At 64.8% G+C, this 14,751-nt stretch carries 16 protein-coding genes and 1 rRNA gene; 1 reads left to right on the top strand and 16 read right to left on the bottom strand.

Translation table 11 applies throughout. The features are described from left to right. Both ACGFK1_RS11905 and murA read right to left on the bottom strand, forming a co-directional pair. Positions 1-87: ribosomal RNA gene (locus ACGFK1_RS11905) — 16S ribosomal RNA — on the bottom strand; the annotation flags it as partial. Positions 88-399: 312 nt separating this feature from the next. Beyond that, the gene (gene murA / locus ACGFK1_RS11900; protein WP_393428441.1) at positions 400-1,653 is read right to left on the bottom strand and encodes a UDP-N-acetylglucosamine 1-carboxyvinyltransferase; all 1,254 of its coding nucleotides are present in this window, start codon (positions 1,651-1,653) and stop codon (positions 400-402) included. Between the two features lie 82 nt (positions 1,654-1,735). On the opposite strand from murA, the gene ACGFK1_RS11895 reads away from it, so the two are divergent. Continuing rightward, positions 1,736-2,314, top strand: coding sequence for a cob(I)yrinic acid a,c-diamide adenosyltransferase (locus tag ACGFK1_RS11895; protein WP_393428440.1), 579 nt, complete (start codon positions 1,736-1,738; stop codon positions 2,312-2,314). On the opposite strand, the gene ACGFK1_RS11890 is transcribed toward ACGFK1_RS11895, so the two are convergent. The 14 genes from ACGFK1_RS11890 to prfA all read right to left on the bottom strand — a co-directional run bounded on the left by ACGFK1_RS11890 (position 2,311) and on the right by prfA (position 14,707). Next, positions 2,311-2,757, bottom strand: a complete 447-nt coding sequence (locus ACGFK1_RS11890; RefSeq protein ID WP_393428439.1) for a DUF2550 domain-containing protein — start codon at positions 2,755-2,757, stop codon at positions 2,311-2,313. The two genes, ACGFK1_RS11895 and ACGFK1_RS11890, sit on opposite strands and share 4 nt — an antisense overlap. Positions 2,758-2,765: 8 nt before the next feature. Beyond that, positions 2,766-3,131, bottom strand: a complete 366-nt coding sequence (locus ACGFK1_RS11885; RefSeq protein ID WP_393428438.1) for a F0F1 ATP synthase subunit epsilon — start codon at positions 3,129-3,131, stop codon at positions 2,766-2,768. A gap of 29 nt (positions 3,132-3,160) precedes the next feature. Then, positions 3,161-4,666: a F0F1 ATP synthase subunit beta gene (gene atpD, locus ACGFK1_RS11880; protein WP_393428437.1), complete on the bottom strand. Its 1,506-nt coding sequence runs from the start codon at positions 4,664-4,666 to the stop codon at positions 3,161-3,163. 20 nt (positions 4,667-4,686) lie between these two features. Then, on the bottom strand, positions 4,687-5,613 hold the full coding sequence (locus tag ACGFK1_RS11875) for a F0F1 ATP synthase subunit gamma (protein ID WP_393428436.1): 927 nt from the start codon (positions 5,611-5,613) through the stop codon (positions 4,687-4,689). A gap of 6 nt (positions 5,614-5,619) precedes the next feature. Then, positions 5,620-7,266 (bottom strand): F0F1 ATP synthase subunit alpha, encoded by a 1,647-nt coding sequence (gene atpA, locus ACGFK1_RS11870; RefSeq protein WP_393428435.1) that lies wholly within the window; start codon positions 7,264-7,266, stop codon positions 5,620-5,622. Between the two features lie 49 nt (positions 7,267-7,315). After that, positions 7,316-8,653, bottom strand: coding sequence for a F0F1 ATP synthase subunit B/delta (locus ACGFK1_RS11865; protein WP_393428434.1), 1,338 nt, complete (start codon positions 8,651-8,653; stop codon positions 7,316-7,318). Positions 8,654-8,658: 5 nt separating this feature from the next. Continuing rightward, positions 8,659-9,171: a F0F1 ATP synthase subunit B gene (locus ACGFK1_RS11860; protein WP_393428433.1), complete on the bottom strand. Its 513-nt coding sequence runs from the start codon at positions 9,169-9,171 to the stop codon at positions 8,659-8,661. 8 nt (positions 9,172-9,179) lie between these two features. After that, a complete protein-coding gene (locus ACGFK1_RS11855) occupies positions 9,180-9,425 on the bottom strand; it encodes a F0F1 ATP synthase subunit C (protein ID WP_024449289.1) in 246 nt (81 codons plus the stop codon). A gap of 65 nt (positions 9,426-9,490) precedes the next feature. After that, entirely contained in the window at positions 9,491-10,246 is a 756-nt protein-coding gene (gene atpB / locus ACGFK1_RS11850; protein ID WP_393428432.1) for a F0F1 ATP synthase subunit A, read from the bottom strand. Next, the gene (locus ACGFK1_RS11845; protein WP_393428431.1) at positions 10,243-10,683 is read right to left on the bottom strand and encodes an ATP synthase subunit I; all 441 of its coding nucleotides are present in this window, start codon (positions 10,681-10,683) and stop codon (positions 10,243-10,245) included. The genes atpB and ACGFK1_RS11845 overlap by 4 nt, the downstream gene beginning before the upstream one ends. Before the next feature lie 236 nt (positions 10,684-10,919). After that, a complete protein-coding gene (locus ACGFK1_RS11840; RefSeq protein ID WP_393428430.1) occupies positions 10,920-12,131 on the bottom strand; it encodes a glycosyltransferase family 4 protein in 1,212 nt (403 codons plus the stop codon). Positions 12,132-12,138: 7 nt separating this feature from the next. Then, positions 12,139-12,792 carry an L-threonylcarbamoyladenylate synthase gene (locus ACGFK1_RS11835; protein WP_393428429.1) on the bottom strand — a complete coding sequence of 218 codons (654 nt, stop codon included), beginning with the start codon at positions 12,790-12,792 and terminating at the stop codon, positions 12,139-12,141. After that, on the bottom strand, positions 12,789-13,637 hold the full coding sequence (prmC, locus tag ACGFK1_RS11830) for a peptide chain release factor N(5)-glutamine methyltransferase (RefSeq protein ID WP_393428428.1): 849 nt from the start codon (positions 13,635-13,637) through the stop codon (positions 12,789-12,791). The genes ACGFK1_RS11835 and prmC overlap by 4 nt, the downstream gene beginning before the upstream one ends. Further along, on the bottom strand, positions 13,634-14,707 hold the full coding sequence (gene prfA / locus ACGFK1_RS11825; RefSeq protein ID WP_393428427.1) for a peptide chain release factor 1: 1,074 nt from the start codon (positions 14,705-14,707) through the stop codon (positions 13,634-13,636). The genes prmC and prfA overlap by 4 nt, the downstream gene beginning before the upstream one ends. Between the last annotated feature and the right edge of the window lie 44 nt (positions 14,708-14,751).

Raw genomic sequence — 14,751 nt, 5'->3', positions numbered from 1 at the left:
GCACCCCGAAGGGCCTTTCCGTTCGACTTGCATGTGTTAAGCACGCCGCCAGCGTTCGTCCTGAGCCAGGATCAAACTCTCCAAACAAAAACCCCGGACACACCGGGCAGAATTCAAATCAGAGAAACCTGACAAACCAGTAAAACTGGCATCAAAAAAACCACCCCCTAAACGGGAAAAAAAGGGGCGGCAAAAAACAACAAACAAAAACCACCAAACACACTATTGAGTTCTCAAACAACACACCCGCTCTAGGGCAACCCTGCCACTATACTGCATGTGGACAGAGACGTCAAACCCCGTCCGCCAGTCCTAATGGCCTGGGGCCGTGGGCTTCTTCACAAACAATACGCCCTTATCCCCCATGCTCCAAAACGGGGTCACCCGAACGGCGGAGAGCTAGACGACCCGCTCTATTTCAGCGCCCAGACTGACCAGTTGCTCGACGAACAACGGGTAGCCGCGGTCGATGTGGAAGACGTCGTGGACCTCGGTGTCGCCATCGGCGACCAGCCCCGCAAGCACCAGACCCGCGCCCGCCCGGATATCGGACGACCACACCGGCGCGCTGGACAGCTGGGGGATACCGCGGACCACCGCGTGGTGTCCGTCGGTGCGGGCGTCCGCGCCAAGCCGGATCATCTCCTCGACGAACCTGAAGCGCGCCTCGAAGACGTTTTCGGTGATCATCGACGTGCCATCGGCGATAGAGGCCAAGCCGATCGCCATCGGCTGCAGATCGGTGGGAAACCCAGGGAACGGGAGGGTCGCCACGTTGACCGCCTTCGGCCGCTCGTACTGGACCACCCGGAAGCCGTCGTCTGTCTGCGTGACAGTCGCGCCGGCATCGTGGAGTTTGTGCAGCACCAACTGAAGGTGCTGCGGATCGACACCGGACACTGAGATGTCCCCGCGCGTCATCGCGGCGGCGATCCCCCACGTGGCCGCGACGATGCGGTCACCGATCACCCGATGCTCGGTCGGATACAGCCGATCGACACCCGTGATCGTCATCGTCGACGTTCCAGCGCCGGAGATCTGCGCGCCCATCTGGTTGAGCATCGTGCACAAGTCGACCACGTCGGGCTCGCGTGCAGCATTGTGAATTGTCGTGACACCCTCGGCGACGACGGCGGCCATCAGAATGTTCTCCGTCGCACCGACAGACGGGAACTCCAGCTGAATCTCGGCGCCGCGCAGGTGCTCTGCCTCCGCGACGACGCAGCCGTGTTCGATGTTGCAACGCGCACCCAACTGCCGGAGCCCCGCTTGATGCATATCCAGCGGACGCGACCCGATCGCGTCGCCGCCGGGCAGCGCGACCTTGGCCCGCTTGCAGCGTCCGACAAGCGGTCCGAGCACGCATACCGACGCGCGGAACTGGCGGACCGCGGCGAAATCGGCGTCGTACTTGGGTTCGTCGGGCGAGGTGATCCGCACGACGTCACCGTCGAGCTCGACTGTGGCGCCCAGCCCCCGGAGAACCTCTGCCATCAGCGGCACATCCAAGATATCCGGACAGTTGGTGATCGTGCTGGTCCCCTCGGCCAGCAACGACGCCGCCATCAGCTTCAAGACGCTGTTTTTTGCCCCCCCGACAGCAACTTCGCCCGATAACCGGTTTCCGCCGGTCACCACGAATCGCTCGCTCACGCGGGTTAGTGTAAACAGCGGCGCGCGACGGTGTCAGTTTCCCGCGCGTTGTGCAAGTCACGCTGCCCGGTACGGTTTGACCATGGCCGTTCATCTCACCCGCATATACACCCGGACCGGCGACGACGGCACCACCGGTCTGAGCGATTTCAGCAGGGTTTCAAAGAACGACGCACGACTTGCCGCGTACGCCGACTGTGACGAGACGAATGCCGCAATTGGAGTTGCAATTGCCTTGGGAAACCCCAGTGAGCAAATTCGCAAGGTGCTCCTGCAGATTCAAAACGACCTGTTCGACGCCGGTGCTGACCTGTCCACGCCGGTGGTGGACAATCCCGAACACCCGCCGCTGCGGATCGCGCAAAGCTATATCGATCGGCTCGAGTCGTGGTGCGACGAGTTCAACGAACCACTGCCCGCTCTGAATTCGTTTGTGCTGCCAGGGGGCACCCCGCTGTCTGCGCTGTTACACGTCGCGCGCACGGTGGCGCGCCGTGCGGAGCGGTCGGCGTGGTATGCCGTCGAAACGCATCGGGACTCAGTCAACGTGCTGCCCGCCAAATATCTCAACCGGCTCTCAGACCTGCTGTTCATCCTGTCGCGGGTGGCCAACCCCGACGGCGATGTGTTGTGGCAACCAGGCGGTCCCGCAACGGGTTAGAAGGTTCGTCTCCGCGCGCGCGGGGACGGCCGCGACTCGAGCCAGGACAAGAACGCCGTCAGGGCACCGCGATCGAGTGCGACCTCATATCCCCGGCGGCGTTCCGGATCAGTGTCCCGCAGTTCCAACACAACGATTTCGGCGGTCATGATGTCGAACTCATCGCCGCGCGGAGACCGCCGCCCAACGATTTCCAGTCCTCGACGGCTCAGCCTGCGATCGGGCCACCAGCGCAGGCTCGACAGCCGATAGAAGCCGGCTTCTCCACCCTGATAACGCATTACGCCATGCCGCCAGCCGTGTCCACCGACCGCTGGGACGTCGCGCAGGATCGCAGCGGTGCCGCCGACCTGACGCAACTTCCAGAGTCGATAACTGAGCGCGACAGAAACGAACAGGAGTACACCGACGAGCGCGACCATCAACAACATGGACGCGCTCATGATCGGACCTAGTCGATCTGACCCAGGGCGCGCAGCCTGGCCCGGCCCCTGGCTGCAGTAGCCGGATCGTCGGACTCGGCGTCGCGCTGCGCGGCGGCTTCGTCGATCTCCGAATCGAATTCAGCGCTCTCGGCCAAGACGGTTACGCTCTGCTCGGTGACGGACAAGAAGCCGCCGTCGACCGCGATCCGTAGATCGTCTTCACCTTCGCGTTCGACGCGGACCATCGCATCGTCGACCAACTGCGCCACCAGCGGGATGTGGTTGGGCAGGATGCCGATCTCGCCGGACGTGGTGCGGGTGAACAAAAAGGTACCCTCACCCGACCAGATCTTGCGGTCGACTGCCACGATGTCGATATTCAATTCGGCCATCTCACATCACCTTTCGGTGCGGGCAGGGCCTAGGCATCCTTCTTCTCGCCATCGTCCGACGGCTCGGAACCGCTGCCGCTGTCCTCCAGCTTCACGCCGAACCCTTCGGCCTTCTTGGCCAAGTCGTCCAGCCCGCCGATCAAGAAGAATGCCTGCTCGGGCACGTGGTCGAATTCACCCTTGGTGATCCGGTCGAAGGCCTCGATGGTCTCCTTGATCGGGACGGTGGACCCCGGCTGGCCGGTGAACTGCTCGGCCGCCATCATGTTCTGGCTCAGGAAGCGCTCGATACGACGGGCACGCTGCACCAGCTGCTTGTCCTCTTCGGACAACTCGTCGATACCAAGGATCGCGATGATGTCCTGAAGGTCCTTATAGCGCTGCAGGATTCGGATGACCTCCTGCGCGACGCGGTAGTGTTCGTCGCCAACGATCGCCGGGTCGAGGATCGTCGAGCTGGAGGCCAACGGGTCCACCGCCGGGAAGATGCCCTTGGAGAACACCGAGCGGGACAACTCCGTGGTGGCGTCCAGGTGGGCGAACGTCGTCGCGGGCGCCGGGTCGGTGTAGTCGTCCGCGGGCACGTACACGGCCTGCATCGAGGTGATGGAGCGGCCACGGGTCGAGGTGATGCGCTCCTGCAGTTCACCCATCTCGTCGGCCAGCGTGGGCTGGTAACCCACCGCGGACGGCATACGTCCGAGCAGCGTCGACACCTCAGAGCCGGCCTGGGTGAACCGGAAGATGTTATCGATGAACAACAGCACGTCCTGGCCCTGCTCGTCACGGAAGAACTCCGCCATGGTCAGGGCCGACAGCGCGACGCGCATACGGGTGCCGGGCGGCTCGTCCATCTGACCGAACACCAGCGCGGTGTCCTTCAGCACGTCGGCGTCGGCGAGCTCGACCCACAGGTCGTTACCCTCGCGGGTGCGTTCCCCCACACCGGCGAAAACCGAAGTACCGCCGAAGTTGCGGGCAATACGGTTGATCATCTCCTGGATCAACACGGTCTTGCCCACGCCTGCGCCGCCGAACAGCGCGATCTTGCCACCGCGCACATACGGGGTCAGCAGGTCGACCACCTTCAGGCCGGTCTCCAGCATCTCGGTGCGGGGCTCGAGCTCGTCGAAGGCCGGCGGCTTGCGGTGAATCGGCCAGCGGTCGAAATCTTCTCCGTAGTCCTTCTCGTCCAGGCACACGCCAAGCGCGTTCCACACGTGGCCCTTCACGCCGTCGCCCACGGGCACCGAGATCGAGGCGCCGGTGTCGACCACGTCCACGCCACGCACCAAGCCATCAGTCGGCTGCAGCGAGATGCACCGCACCAGGTTGTCGCCGAGGTGCTGTGCGACCTCGAGGGTCAGCGTCTTGGCCAGCTCCTCGAAGGTGACCTCGGCGTGCAACGCGTTGAACAGTTCGGGCACGGAGCCGCGGGGGAACTCAACGTCGACCACGGGACCGGTCACCCGCACCACGCGACCGTTGGTGTCCTTGCTCTTTTCCTTGGTGGGCTTTTCGGCGGTAGCAGTCATCTCTTCTTCTCTCTTACGGGCTAACGTCCGGCGGCGTCGGCGAGCGCGTTCGCGCCACCGACGATCTCGCTGATTTCCTGGGTGATGTTGGCTTGGCGCTCGCGGTTGGCCATCAAGGTCAACTCTTTGATGAGGTCGTCGGCGTTGTCGGTCGCCGACTTCATGGCCCGCTGCCGCGATGCCAGCTCAGAGGCAGCGGATTCGAGTAACGCGGCATACACCCGGGTGGCCAGGTACCGCGGCAACAGCGCATCGAAAAGTGTTGTGGCGTCGGGCTCGAACGAGTAGAGCGTACGAGGACCGGTCTCTTCTTCGACGTACTCGACCACCATCGGTGCGATGCGGTGTGCAACGGCGTTCTGCGACATCATCGACTTGAACTCGGTGTAGACGATGTGCAATTCGTCGAGTCCCAGGATCCCGTCGGGTCCCGGATCGTCACCGTGGTCGTCGGCCCCGGCCAGGAACGCGTCCACGAGCGTCGACGCGATCTCTTGAGCGTTCTCGTAGGTGGGCTGCTCGGAGAAGCCCGACCACGACTCGGTGATCTTCCAGTTGCGGAACTTGTAGTAGTTCACCGCTTTTCGCCCCACCGCGTACACGATGGGCGTCTTGCCATCCTGCCGAATAAGCGAGAACAGCTCTTCGGCGCGGCGCAGCACGTTCGAGTTGTACCCACCAGCCAACCCGCGGTCGGACGAGATCACCAACACGCCGGCCCGCTTGGGCTCGTCGCGCTCGACCAGAAGCGGATGGTCGAGTGCGGCCTCGGCCGCCAGCGTGGTCAGCATCGAGGTGATCTCGAATGCGTAGGGGCGCGCCGCCTGCAAGCGGTTCTGCGCCCTGCCGATGCGCGAGGTGGCGATCAGCTCCTGAGCCTTGGTGATCTTCTTGATCGACCCGGCTGAGCGGATGCGTCCGCGCAGTTCTCGAAGTGTGGCCGCCATGGATCGCTACTTCTTCTTCGGAGCGGGCTTGCGGACCTTCACGGATTCCTTCCCGAGTTCACCCTCGTCCAGCGCATCGACGTGCTCGTCGGGCACCACGGAACTGCCGTCGGAGGCGGCGAAGCCCTTCTTGAACTGGTTGATGGCCTCGACCAGCTTCTCACTGAGCTCGTCGCCGAGCTTGCCCGATTCGCGGATCTGCTTGAGGATTTCGCCTTCCGAGGCCCGCACGTGGTCGAGGAATTCGGCTTCGAAGCGGCTGACGTCTTCCACAGGGACCGAGTCGAGGTGCCCCTCGGTGCCGAGGAAGATCGAGACGACCTGCTCCTCGACTGCCAACGGCTGGTACTGCGGCTGCTTGAGCAACTCGACCAGTCGGGCGCCGCGCTCCAGCTGAGCCTTCGAAGTGGCGTCCAGATCGGAGGCGAAGGCGGCGAACGCTTCCAGCTCGCGGTACTGCGACAGGTCGAGCCGCAACGAGCCGGCCACCTCTTTCATGGCCTTGATCTGTGCGGCGCCGCCCACGCGGGACACCGACACACCGACGTTGATCGCCGGTCGCACACCCTGGTTGAACAGATCGGACTCCAGGAAGCACTGGCCGTCGGTGATCGAGATGACGTTCGTCGGGATGTACGCCGAGATGTCGTTGGCCTTGGTCTCGATGATCGGCAGGCCGGTCATCGAGCCGCCGCCCAACTCGTCGGACAGCTTGGCGCAACGCTCAAGAAGCCGGGAGTGCAGATAGAACACGTCGCCGGGGTACGCCTCGCGGCCGGGCGGGCGGCGCAGCAGCAGCGAGATCGCGCGGTAGGCCTCGGCCTGCTTGGACAGGTCGTCGAACACGATCAGCACGTGCTTGCCGTTGTACATCCAGTGCTGCGCGATCGCCGAACCGGTGTACGGCGCAAGCCATTTGAAGCCCGCGGAGTCCGAAGCGGGCGCCGCGACGATGGTGGTGTACTCCATCGCGCCGCCCTCTTCGAGCGCCCTGGCGACCGCGGCGATGGTCGTGCCCTTCTGGCCGATGGCCACGTAGACGCAGCGGACCTGCTTCTTCTCGTCGCCCGACTCCCAGTTCTGCCGCTGGTTGAGAATGGTGTCCACGCACACGGCGGTCTTGCCGGTCTTGCGGTCACCGATGATCAGCTGGCGCTGGCCGCGACCGATCGGGGTCATCGCGTCGATGGCCTTGATACCGGTCTGCAGCGGCTCGCTCACACCCTGGCGCTGCACCACAGACGGCGCCTGAATCTCAAGTGCGCGTCGGGTTTCCGGCTCGATGTCGCCCTTGCCGTCGATCGGCTGACCGAGCGGGTTGACGACGCGGCCGAGAAACTTGTCACCGACGGGCACCGACAGCACCTCGCCGGTGCGCTTGACCTGCTGGCCTTCTTCGATCTTCTCGAAGTCGCCGAGGATCACGGCGCCGACGTTGTGCTCGTCGAGGTTGAGCGCCACACCGAGCACGCCGCCGGGGAACTCCAGCAGTTCCTGTGTCATCACCGAGGGCAGACCCTCGACGTGCGCGATACCGTCGCCGGCGTCGATGACCGTACCGATCTCCTCGCGCGCGGTGTCGGCGGTGAAACTCGAGACGTAATCCTCGATCGCACCCTGGATATCGTCAGCGGAGATGGTCAACTCTGCCATGATTCGTCTTCCTGCTCTTACGGTGTGGGGTCTTGTCGTTTGTTGTCGGTCAGTCGGGCAGCTTGGTTTCTGCGGCCGCGAGTTTGGATGCCAGCGTGCCGTCGATCACCTCGTCGCCGACAGCGATGTTCAGCCCGCCCAGCAGGTCCGGGTTGATGTGCAACTGCACCGAAACCGGGTGGCTGTAGATGCGGGTCAGTACTTCTGTCAGCCGGGTGCGTTGCGCGTCGCTGAGGCTCGCCGCGGCGCTGACGTGGGCAACCACCTCACCCCGGCGGGCCACCGCGAGCTCGGCCAGATCGAGTACGGCTTCGTCGGCGCGTTCGCCGCGGAGCAGTTCGATCGTCTGCGAAAGCAGTTGAACGGTGGTCTTGTTCACGCTGGAACCGCTGGGGAGCACATCCTTTAGCAGCTTGACCCGCCCCTCGACGGGCGCACTGTAGTCGCTGAGCAGCGTGGCAAGCTGGGGCGCGCCGTCCAGGATGCGGTTGAACCGGAAGAGCTGCTCCTCGACGTCGCCTGCCACGTCCTCGCGCTCGGCGCGAACCAGCAGTGCCAACCGCGCGACCTGCTCGACGGCGTCGACCAGGTTGGCGTCGGACGACCAGCGGCCGGAAACCGCGGCTTTGAAAATGTCCAGCGCAGTGTCGCCGATCTTGCCGTCGAACAACGCGTCGACAAGACCCAGCTTGGCCGACGGGTTGTCGGCCGGGTCGGCGAGATGACGGGTCAGGATCGATTCACTGGCCAGCAGCTTCGCGACAGAGGCCAAATCGTCCGCCACTGACGACAGCTGGTCGGGACCGAGGTCGGCGGTCAACTCGTCGAACTTGTTGACCAGTGCCGCCAGCGACTCCCGGCTCGCCGACCGCAGTCGTGCGGTGGCGCGGTCTTCGATCACGGCCTCCGAGGGGGCCATCGCGTCGAGTTCGTCGATGAACCGGTCAACGGTGGCGGCCTGCGCATCGGTGTCCGCGACGTGTTCCCTGACCAACTCGCCTGCACGGCGGACTGATTCGGCACCAAGGTCGCCGCGCAGTTGGCGAACCAGCTGGGCGCGCAGCAGCTGAACTTGCTGAGCGCCTTGCACTTTGATCCGCTCGACCTCGGCATCGGCTTGGGCGTGCAGCTGTTCGATGATGCGCTGGGCGTCCACCCGCGCCTCCTCGGTCACCTGCTTGGCCTCGTCCTTGGCGCGCTCGACGGCCTTCTCGTGCGCCTTTTCGGCGTCGGTCAACCGCTTCTTGGCCTCGGCGCTGTCCTCGAGCTGCTTGCGAACGGTCTCTTGCTGGTTCGTCATCATCCGGCGCACCGGCGGCACGACGTAGCGCACCACCAGGAACACGATGAGCGCGAACCCGACGAGCTGACCGATGAATGTCGACATTGCCCTTACCGTCCCGAGGCCGTTGTGGCCGCGTTGATTTCGACGCCGAGCACCCGGCTGGCCAAGGTGGTGGACAACGAGTCGACCGACGACCGCAGGTCCGCCTGGATGGACAGAGCCTGATCCTTCAACTCCAACTCGGCCTGCTGCAGCGTCGACGTCACCTCATCCGACGCCCGGCCCCGCATGTCCTCCAATACCTTTCGGCCCTCGGCTCGCGCCTCGTCACGAAGCTTGGAGGCCTCGCCGCGCGCCTTGGCCATCTCCGCCAGGTAGTCCTTGTCCGCGGCGGTGAACTGGTCTGCTGCCTTGCGGCTGTCCTCGACGGTTTTCTTCACCATCGCGTCGCGATCGTTCAGCACCTTCGAGACAGGTGGGACAACCCACTTGCCGATCACTCCGAGCACGATCAAGAAAATGATCAGCACGAAGAAGAATGTGCCGTTGGGGATGAGGAAGTTGCTGGTACCTCCCCCACCTTCCTCGGCCGCCAGAAGGACGACGTTCGGGTCAGCCATGTTCGGCACTAGCCAACCGGAGTGGCGAACACGAACAGCGCCATGAACGCCAGGTTGATGAAGTAGGCGGCCTCGACCAGACCAACCGTGATGAAGAACGGCGTGAACAGCCGGCCCTGTGCCTCCGGCTGACGGGCGATGCCCGCGATCAGCGCGTTACCCGCAATACCGTCACCGATACCGGCGCCGATTGCGCCGCCGGCCATGATCAGTCCACCGCCGATGAGGGCGCCGGCAGCGATTGTGGGGTCCATTCCTTATCCTCCTTGATAACTGGCAGTGGTCCTACCAGGTCGTGGGTCCTACATATTCGGGTCGGCTAGTGATGGTCCTCGTCGAGCTCCATCGACTGGCTGAAGTACAGGATCGTCAGCAGCGCGAAGATGAACGCCTGGATCGCGCCGACGAACAAGTCGAAGCTCTTCCAGATCGCGTTGGGCAGCCAGAGGATGTACGGCGGGAACAGCGCGATCAGCGCGACCAGGATGCCGCCGGCGAAGATGTTGCCAAAGAGTCGGAGCGACAACGAGATCGGCTTGGCCAGTTCCTCGACGAGGTTGATCGGCGCCAGCAGCGTGACGTGGCCCTTGAGCAGCTTCACCGGATGCCCGATGATGCCGCGACGCCATACTCCAGCGGCGTGGTAGCAGATGAAGACGAACAGAGCGAGCGCCAACACGAAGTTGATGTCTGATGCGGGCGGCTTGATCAGCTCGTGAATGGCACCCGAGGAGTCGGTGTACTGCACGGGGAACACCGAGAGCCAGTTGGCCACCAGGATGAACACGAACAGCGTCACAGCGAGCGGCAGCACAAAGGGCGCGATCTTCATGCCGATCGCACCCTCGATCTGATCACGCGCCTGAACCGTGATGGCTTCCCAGAACAGCTGCACGCCGTTCGGCACACCGGTCGATGTGACCTTGGCGCGCAAGAAGAATGCCAGCCCGAGCACGATCACCGCGGCGAGCGCCGTCGCCAGCACGGTGTCGACGTTCACCGTCAGCCCGAACCAGTTGGCCTGTTCGTGATGGCCCACCTCGATCGCGGATTCGGCGAGGAAAGTCTGGGTCATTGCTTGCCCCCTTCGATCTCTTCAGCGGCGCCGGCCTTGATCTTCTTCATCACCGGCAGCGCGGTCGCGAGGACCAGCACCACCTGGAAGAGGGCCATTCCGAATACGACGCCGAGCCCCTGGGGCCGGAAGACGAATGCGATCGTCAGCCCGATCACCGTCATCACCAACAGACGGGTGGCGGAGTTCAGCGCCATCTTGCGTTTGAGCGGATGTGCTTCGGCGGTGATGGATTCCACCGACCGCTGGACCAGCACAGCGTTGAGCAAACCAAGTCCGAGGCCGATGCCGAAGAAGACTCCGACCATCACGTGACCGAGCAGTCCGGCGGCCAGCATGGCCAGGCCGGTCAGCACGACACAGACTGCGAACAGGCGCAACGGCCTGAAAGCAACGGACGGAAACACCAACGGCGCGTCTTGCGCTGGCGTCGTCACTGCTTCACCTCAATCCCGCGGTTACAAGTTGCTGTCCCGATGATCCTGTGAGTCGCGCCACGAGCGTATCGGAGGGCGACGGGCTCGCTGGAATCACCCAAGGGGCAGCTCCCTTTGTCGGTCGTTGTTCCGGTCCGAACGGCGGTCAACCGTCGGTCCGGAGGCCGGCAACCCGCGAGGTCTTTCGGATTCTAACCGAACCCTAACACATGGTTAAGGGCAGATAAGAGGGCCTACTACTTTTCGTCGTACATTTCCGCTACCGGTGTGTCGCTGCGACGCAGAAGCGGGATCAGGGTCACCACGATCGCCACCAAAATCGCGGCCAGCATGACGGCTCCGGTGTAGCGCGGATCGAAGAAAATCGTGCTCGCCGCGCCCAGCGCGATGATCCCGACCCAGAGGTAGACCAGCAGCACCACGCGTCGGTGCGAATGGCCGATCTGCAGCAACCGGTGATGCAGATGCATCTTGTCGGGTGTGGAGAAGTGAACACCCGCACGCGTCCGGCGGATCACGGCCAGCAGCATGTCCAGCGCCGGCACGAACATCACCGCGACCACCAACAGGAACGGCGACAGCAGAGCGAACACGTCGCGGGCGCCGTACGCGGTCTGTGAGATCGGCCCTGCCGCGGTCGTCGAGGCGGCCGCCAGCATCAGCCCGATCAGCATCGACCCGGAGTCGCCCATGAAGATCTTGGCGGGGTGGAAGTTGTGCGGCAGGAAGCCGAGGCATGCGCCGGCCAGCACCACCGAGATGACGGCGGGCGGGTAGAACAGCACATCACCGCCGTGGTCGCGCAGCAGGCCCACCGAGAAGATGCAGATCGCCGACGCGGTGATCAGTCCCAGCCCGGCGGCCAACCCGTCGAGGCCGTCGACGAAGTTCATCGCGTTCACGATCGCCACCGTCAGCGCCAGCGTCAGCAGGATCGACGACACCTGATCGAGCACGATGGTGCCGATGCCGCCGATCGGAATGTAGAGCACGCTCCACGCGACGCCCATCGTGACCAGCACGCTGGCGGCGGTGATCTGGCCGGCGAACTTCGTCAGCGCATCGAGCCCCCAGCGGTCGTCGATCAGGCCGATCGCCATGATCAGGCCGCCGGCGACCACCACGGCGGGCATACCGGACGAGTAGACGAAGCCCCGGGTCAGCGCGGGCAGTTGCGAAGCGAGCAGCACCGCCGACCCCACCCCGATGTACATCGCGAGCCCGCCCATGCGTGGGATGGGCTGCAGGTGGACGTCGCGTTCGCGCGGATAGGCCACCGCGCCGAGCCGCCTGGCCAGCACGCGGACCCAACCGGTGGCCAAGTAGGTGATGATCGCCGCGGTCAATCCGACGAGGGCGAGCTCACGTAACGGCACACCCGCGCCTCGATCGTTGAGGGCAAGCAAGTTGTCCGCCGCGTAAACCACCGTCGCACCGTACTGCTGCACGCTGAGATCAGTCCGTGAGCGACTCGGGTTCCACGCCGAGCACTTTGGCGATGGCGTCCAGCGTCACAGGCCCTTCCCTCAGTACGCGCGGGTGGGCGCCGGTGAGGTCGACGATCGTCGATGCCGCTTGTTGTTCGGCGGGCCCGCCGTCGAGGTAGACCTCGACGAGATCGCCGAGTTGATTGCGCGCTTCGTCGACGGTGACGGCCGACGGACGACCGGAGACGTTGGCGCTGGATACGGCCATCGGCCCGACCTCGCGCAGCAGTTCGATGGCGACCGGGTGCAGCGGCATGCGCAGCATCACCGTGCCGTAGGCGTCACCGAGGTCCCACTGCAGCGACGGGGCTTGGCGCACAACCAGACTCAGGGCACCGGGCCAAAACGCCTCAATCAATTCCCGCGCGCTGTGCGGTACCGAGTACACCAGCCCGTCGATCGTGTGCCATGACCCCACCAGCACACCGACGGGCATATCGCGGCCGCGGCCCTTCGCCGCGAGCAGCGCCCCAACGGCACCGTTGTCGAAGGCGTCCGCGCCGATGCCGTACACGGTGTCGGTAGGCATCACGACCAGCCTGCCTCCTTTGACGGCGCTGACGGCCGATGCGATGCCCGTCTCGCGCTGCGCCGGGTCGGAGCAATCGAACTGTTCCGTCATGCTGTCAGCCTCTCACGCGTCGCAGTGACGAATCTGGGCCGCCCGGTCAGGTCGTATCGGGCCGTGACGTCGACGAATCGTCCTGTGCGGGTGAACGCGTCGACGGTTCGCGCCGATGTGGTGTCGTCGTGCTCGATGGCGCACCGGCCGCCGGGGCGCAACAAACGCAGTGCGTGTTCGATGATGCTGTCGATGACCGACATGCCGTCCGGGCCGCCGAAGAGTGCGTGCGCCGGATCATGTTGGGCCACTTCGGGTTCCAGCTCGGCGTCGTCTGGGACGTAGGGCGGGTTCGCGACCAGCAGGTCTACCTGGCCGTCGAGTGCTGCTGCCAGCAGGTCGGGGGCGGTGACGTCGGCTCGGATCAGTTCGACAGCCGTTGCCGCGGTGTTGCGTCGGGCATAGCGCAGCGCGTCTTCGGAGTCGTCGACGGCAACTACGCGCGCCTGAGGCCATCGCGCGGCCAACGCCAGCGCCAGCGCAGCAGAACCCGTGCAAAGGTCGACGATCACCGGCTTCGCCGAAAGGTCTTGAGCCAAAGCCCATTCCAGCAGCGCCTCGGTCTCCGGCCGCGGGATGAACACGCCGGGACCGACGTGCACGGTGACGGGGCCGAACGCCGCGGTACCGGTGAGGTGTTGCAGCGGAATGCGCCTGGCGCGCTGGGCGACGAGGCTGTCGTAGCGCTGTTGAAAGTCAGGCCCGACGTCAGTGAACGTCAACCGACCGCGACCGGTACCGGCGACGTGCGCGGCCAGCAGTTCAGCGTCCACCCGGGGTGAGCCGATTCCCGCCTCGGTCAGCGCCGCCTCCGCGGCGTCGATCACCTGGCGGATCGTGGTCATGCTTCCTGCAGCCTGGACTGCTTGTCGGCGGCCGCCAGCGCGTCGAACAACGCATCGAGGTCGCCGTCGAGCACCTGGTCGAGATTGTGCGCCTTGAAGTTGATCCGGTGATCGGCGATCCGGTTCTCGGGGAAGTTGTACGTGCGAATGCGCTCACTGCGGTCGACGGTGCGGATCTGACTGGCCCGGTCGGCCGACGCGTCGGCCTGTGCCTGTTCCTCAGCCAGGGCCTGCAGGCGCGCCGCAAGCACCTGCAGTGCACGCGCCTTGTTCTGCAACTGCGAACGTTCGTTCTGGCAGGTGACCACGATGCCGGTGGGCAGGTGGGTGATGCGCACCGCGGAGTCGGTGGTGTTGACGCCCTGACCGCCCTTACCCGAGGACCGGTAGACGTCGATGCGCAGATCGGACTCGTCGATCTGGACTTCCTCGACCTCTTCGGGTTCGGGGTAGACAAGCACGCCCGCGGCCGACGTGTGCACGCGGCCCTGCGACTCGGTGACCGGGACGCGTTGTACGCGGTGCACGCCGCCTTCGAACTTCAGCCGCGACCAGACACCGTCGGCGGAGTCGCCCTTGCTCCGGATCGACAGCGTCGCGTCCTTGTAGCCGCCGAGATCCGACGTGGTCTCGTCGAGCATGGTGACCGTCCAGCCATGCCGTTCGGCGTAGCGGATGTACATGCGGGCCAGGTCGGCGGCGAACAACGCCGACTCCTCGCCGCCCTCCCCCGACTTCACCTCGAGCACGATGTCGTCGGCGTCGTGCGGGTCGCGCGGCGCCAGCAGATCGGTCAGATGCGTGTCGAGTTCATCAACCGACGCTTGAAGTTCGGGGATCTCAGCGGCGAACGAATCGTCGTCGGCCGCGAGTTCTTTCGCCGCTTCCAGATCGCCGCGCGCGGCCTCCAGCTTGCGGTAGGTCGCGACGATCGGCGACACCTGCGCGAACCGGCGGCCCACTTTGCGGGCCGCCGACGGGTCGGCGTGCAGATTCGGATCGGAGAGTTGCTTCTCGAGGGCAGCATGCTCGGCCAGCAGCGCCTCGATGCGTGGCGCGGTGTCCGTCATGTCGTCCTCCTTCCCCCAAACCTGCCGCCGAACGCAAACCGACG

Source organism: Mycobacterium sp. NPDC048908, assembly GCF_043197955.1.
Taxonomy (GTDB): domain Bacteria; phylum Actinomycetota; class Actinomycetes; order Mycobacteriales; family Mycobacteriaceae; genus Mycobacterium.
The sequence above is the reverse complement of the archived record's forward strand: the minus strand, read 5'-3'. Positions and strand labels throughout refer to the sequence as shown.

Coding starts and splice junctions, on each gene's coding strand:
- prmC (WP_393428428.1), bottom strand. CDS start 13,637: ATGACCACGATCCGCCAGGTGATCGACGCCGCGGAGGCGGCGCTGACC.
- atpD (WP_393428437.1), bottom strand. CDS start 4,666: ATGACTGCTACCGCCGAAAAGCCCACCAAGGAAAAGAGCAAGGACACC.
- ACGFK1_RS11890 (WP_393428439.1), bottom strand. CDS start 2,757: ATGAGCGCGTCCATGTTGTTGATGGTCGCGCTCGTCGGTGTACTCCTG.
- ACGFK1_RS11895 (WP_393428440.1), top strand. CDS start 1,736: ATGGCCGTTCATCTCACCCGCATATACACCCGGACCGGCGACGACGGC.
- ACGFK1_RS11875 (WP_393428436.1), bottom strand. CDS start 5,613: ATGGCGGCCACACTTCGAGAACTGCGCGGACGCATCCGCTCAGCCGGG.
- atpB (WP_393428432.1), bottom strand. CDS start 10,246: ATGACCCAGACTTTCCTCGCCGAATCCGCGATCGAGGTGGGCCATCAC.
- ACGFK1_RS11855 (WP_024449289.1), bottom strand. CDS start 9,425: ATGGACCCCACAATCGCTGCCGGCGCCCTCATCGGCGGTGGACTGATC.
- atpA (WP_393428435.1), bottom strand. CDS start 7,266: ATGGCAGAGTTGACCATCTCCGCTGACGATATCCAGGGTGCGATCGAG.
- ACGFK1_RS11885 (WP_393428438.1), bottom strand. CDS start 3,131: ATGGCCGAATTGAATATCGACATCGTGGCAGTCGACCGCAAGATCTGG.
- ACGFK1_RS11865 (WP_393428434.1), bottom strand. CDS start 8,653: ATGTCGACATTCATCGGTCAGCTCGTCGGGTTCGCGCTCATCGTGTTC.
- prfA (WP_393428427.1), bottom strand. CDS start 14,707: ATGACGGACACCGCGCCACGCATCGAGGCGCTGCTGGCCGAGCATGCT.
- ACGFK1_RS11860 (WP_393428433.1), bottom strand. CDS start 9,171: ATGGCTGACCCGAACGTCGTCCTTCTGGCGGCCGAGGAAGGTGGGGGA.
- ACGFK1_RS11835 (WP_393428429.1), bottom strand. CDS start 12,792: ATGACGGAACAGTTCGATTGCTCCGACCCGGCGCAGCGCGAGACGGGC.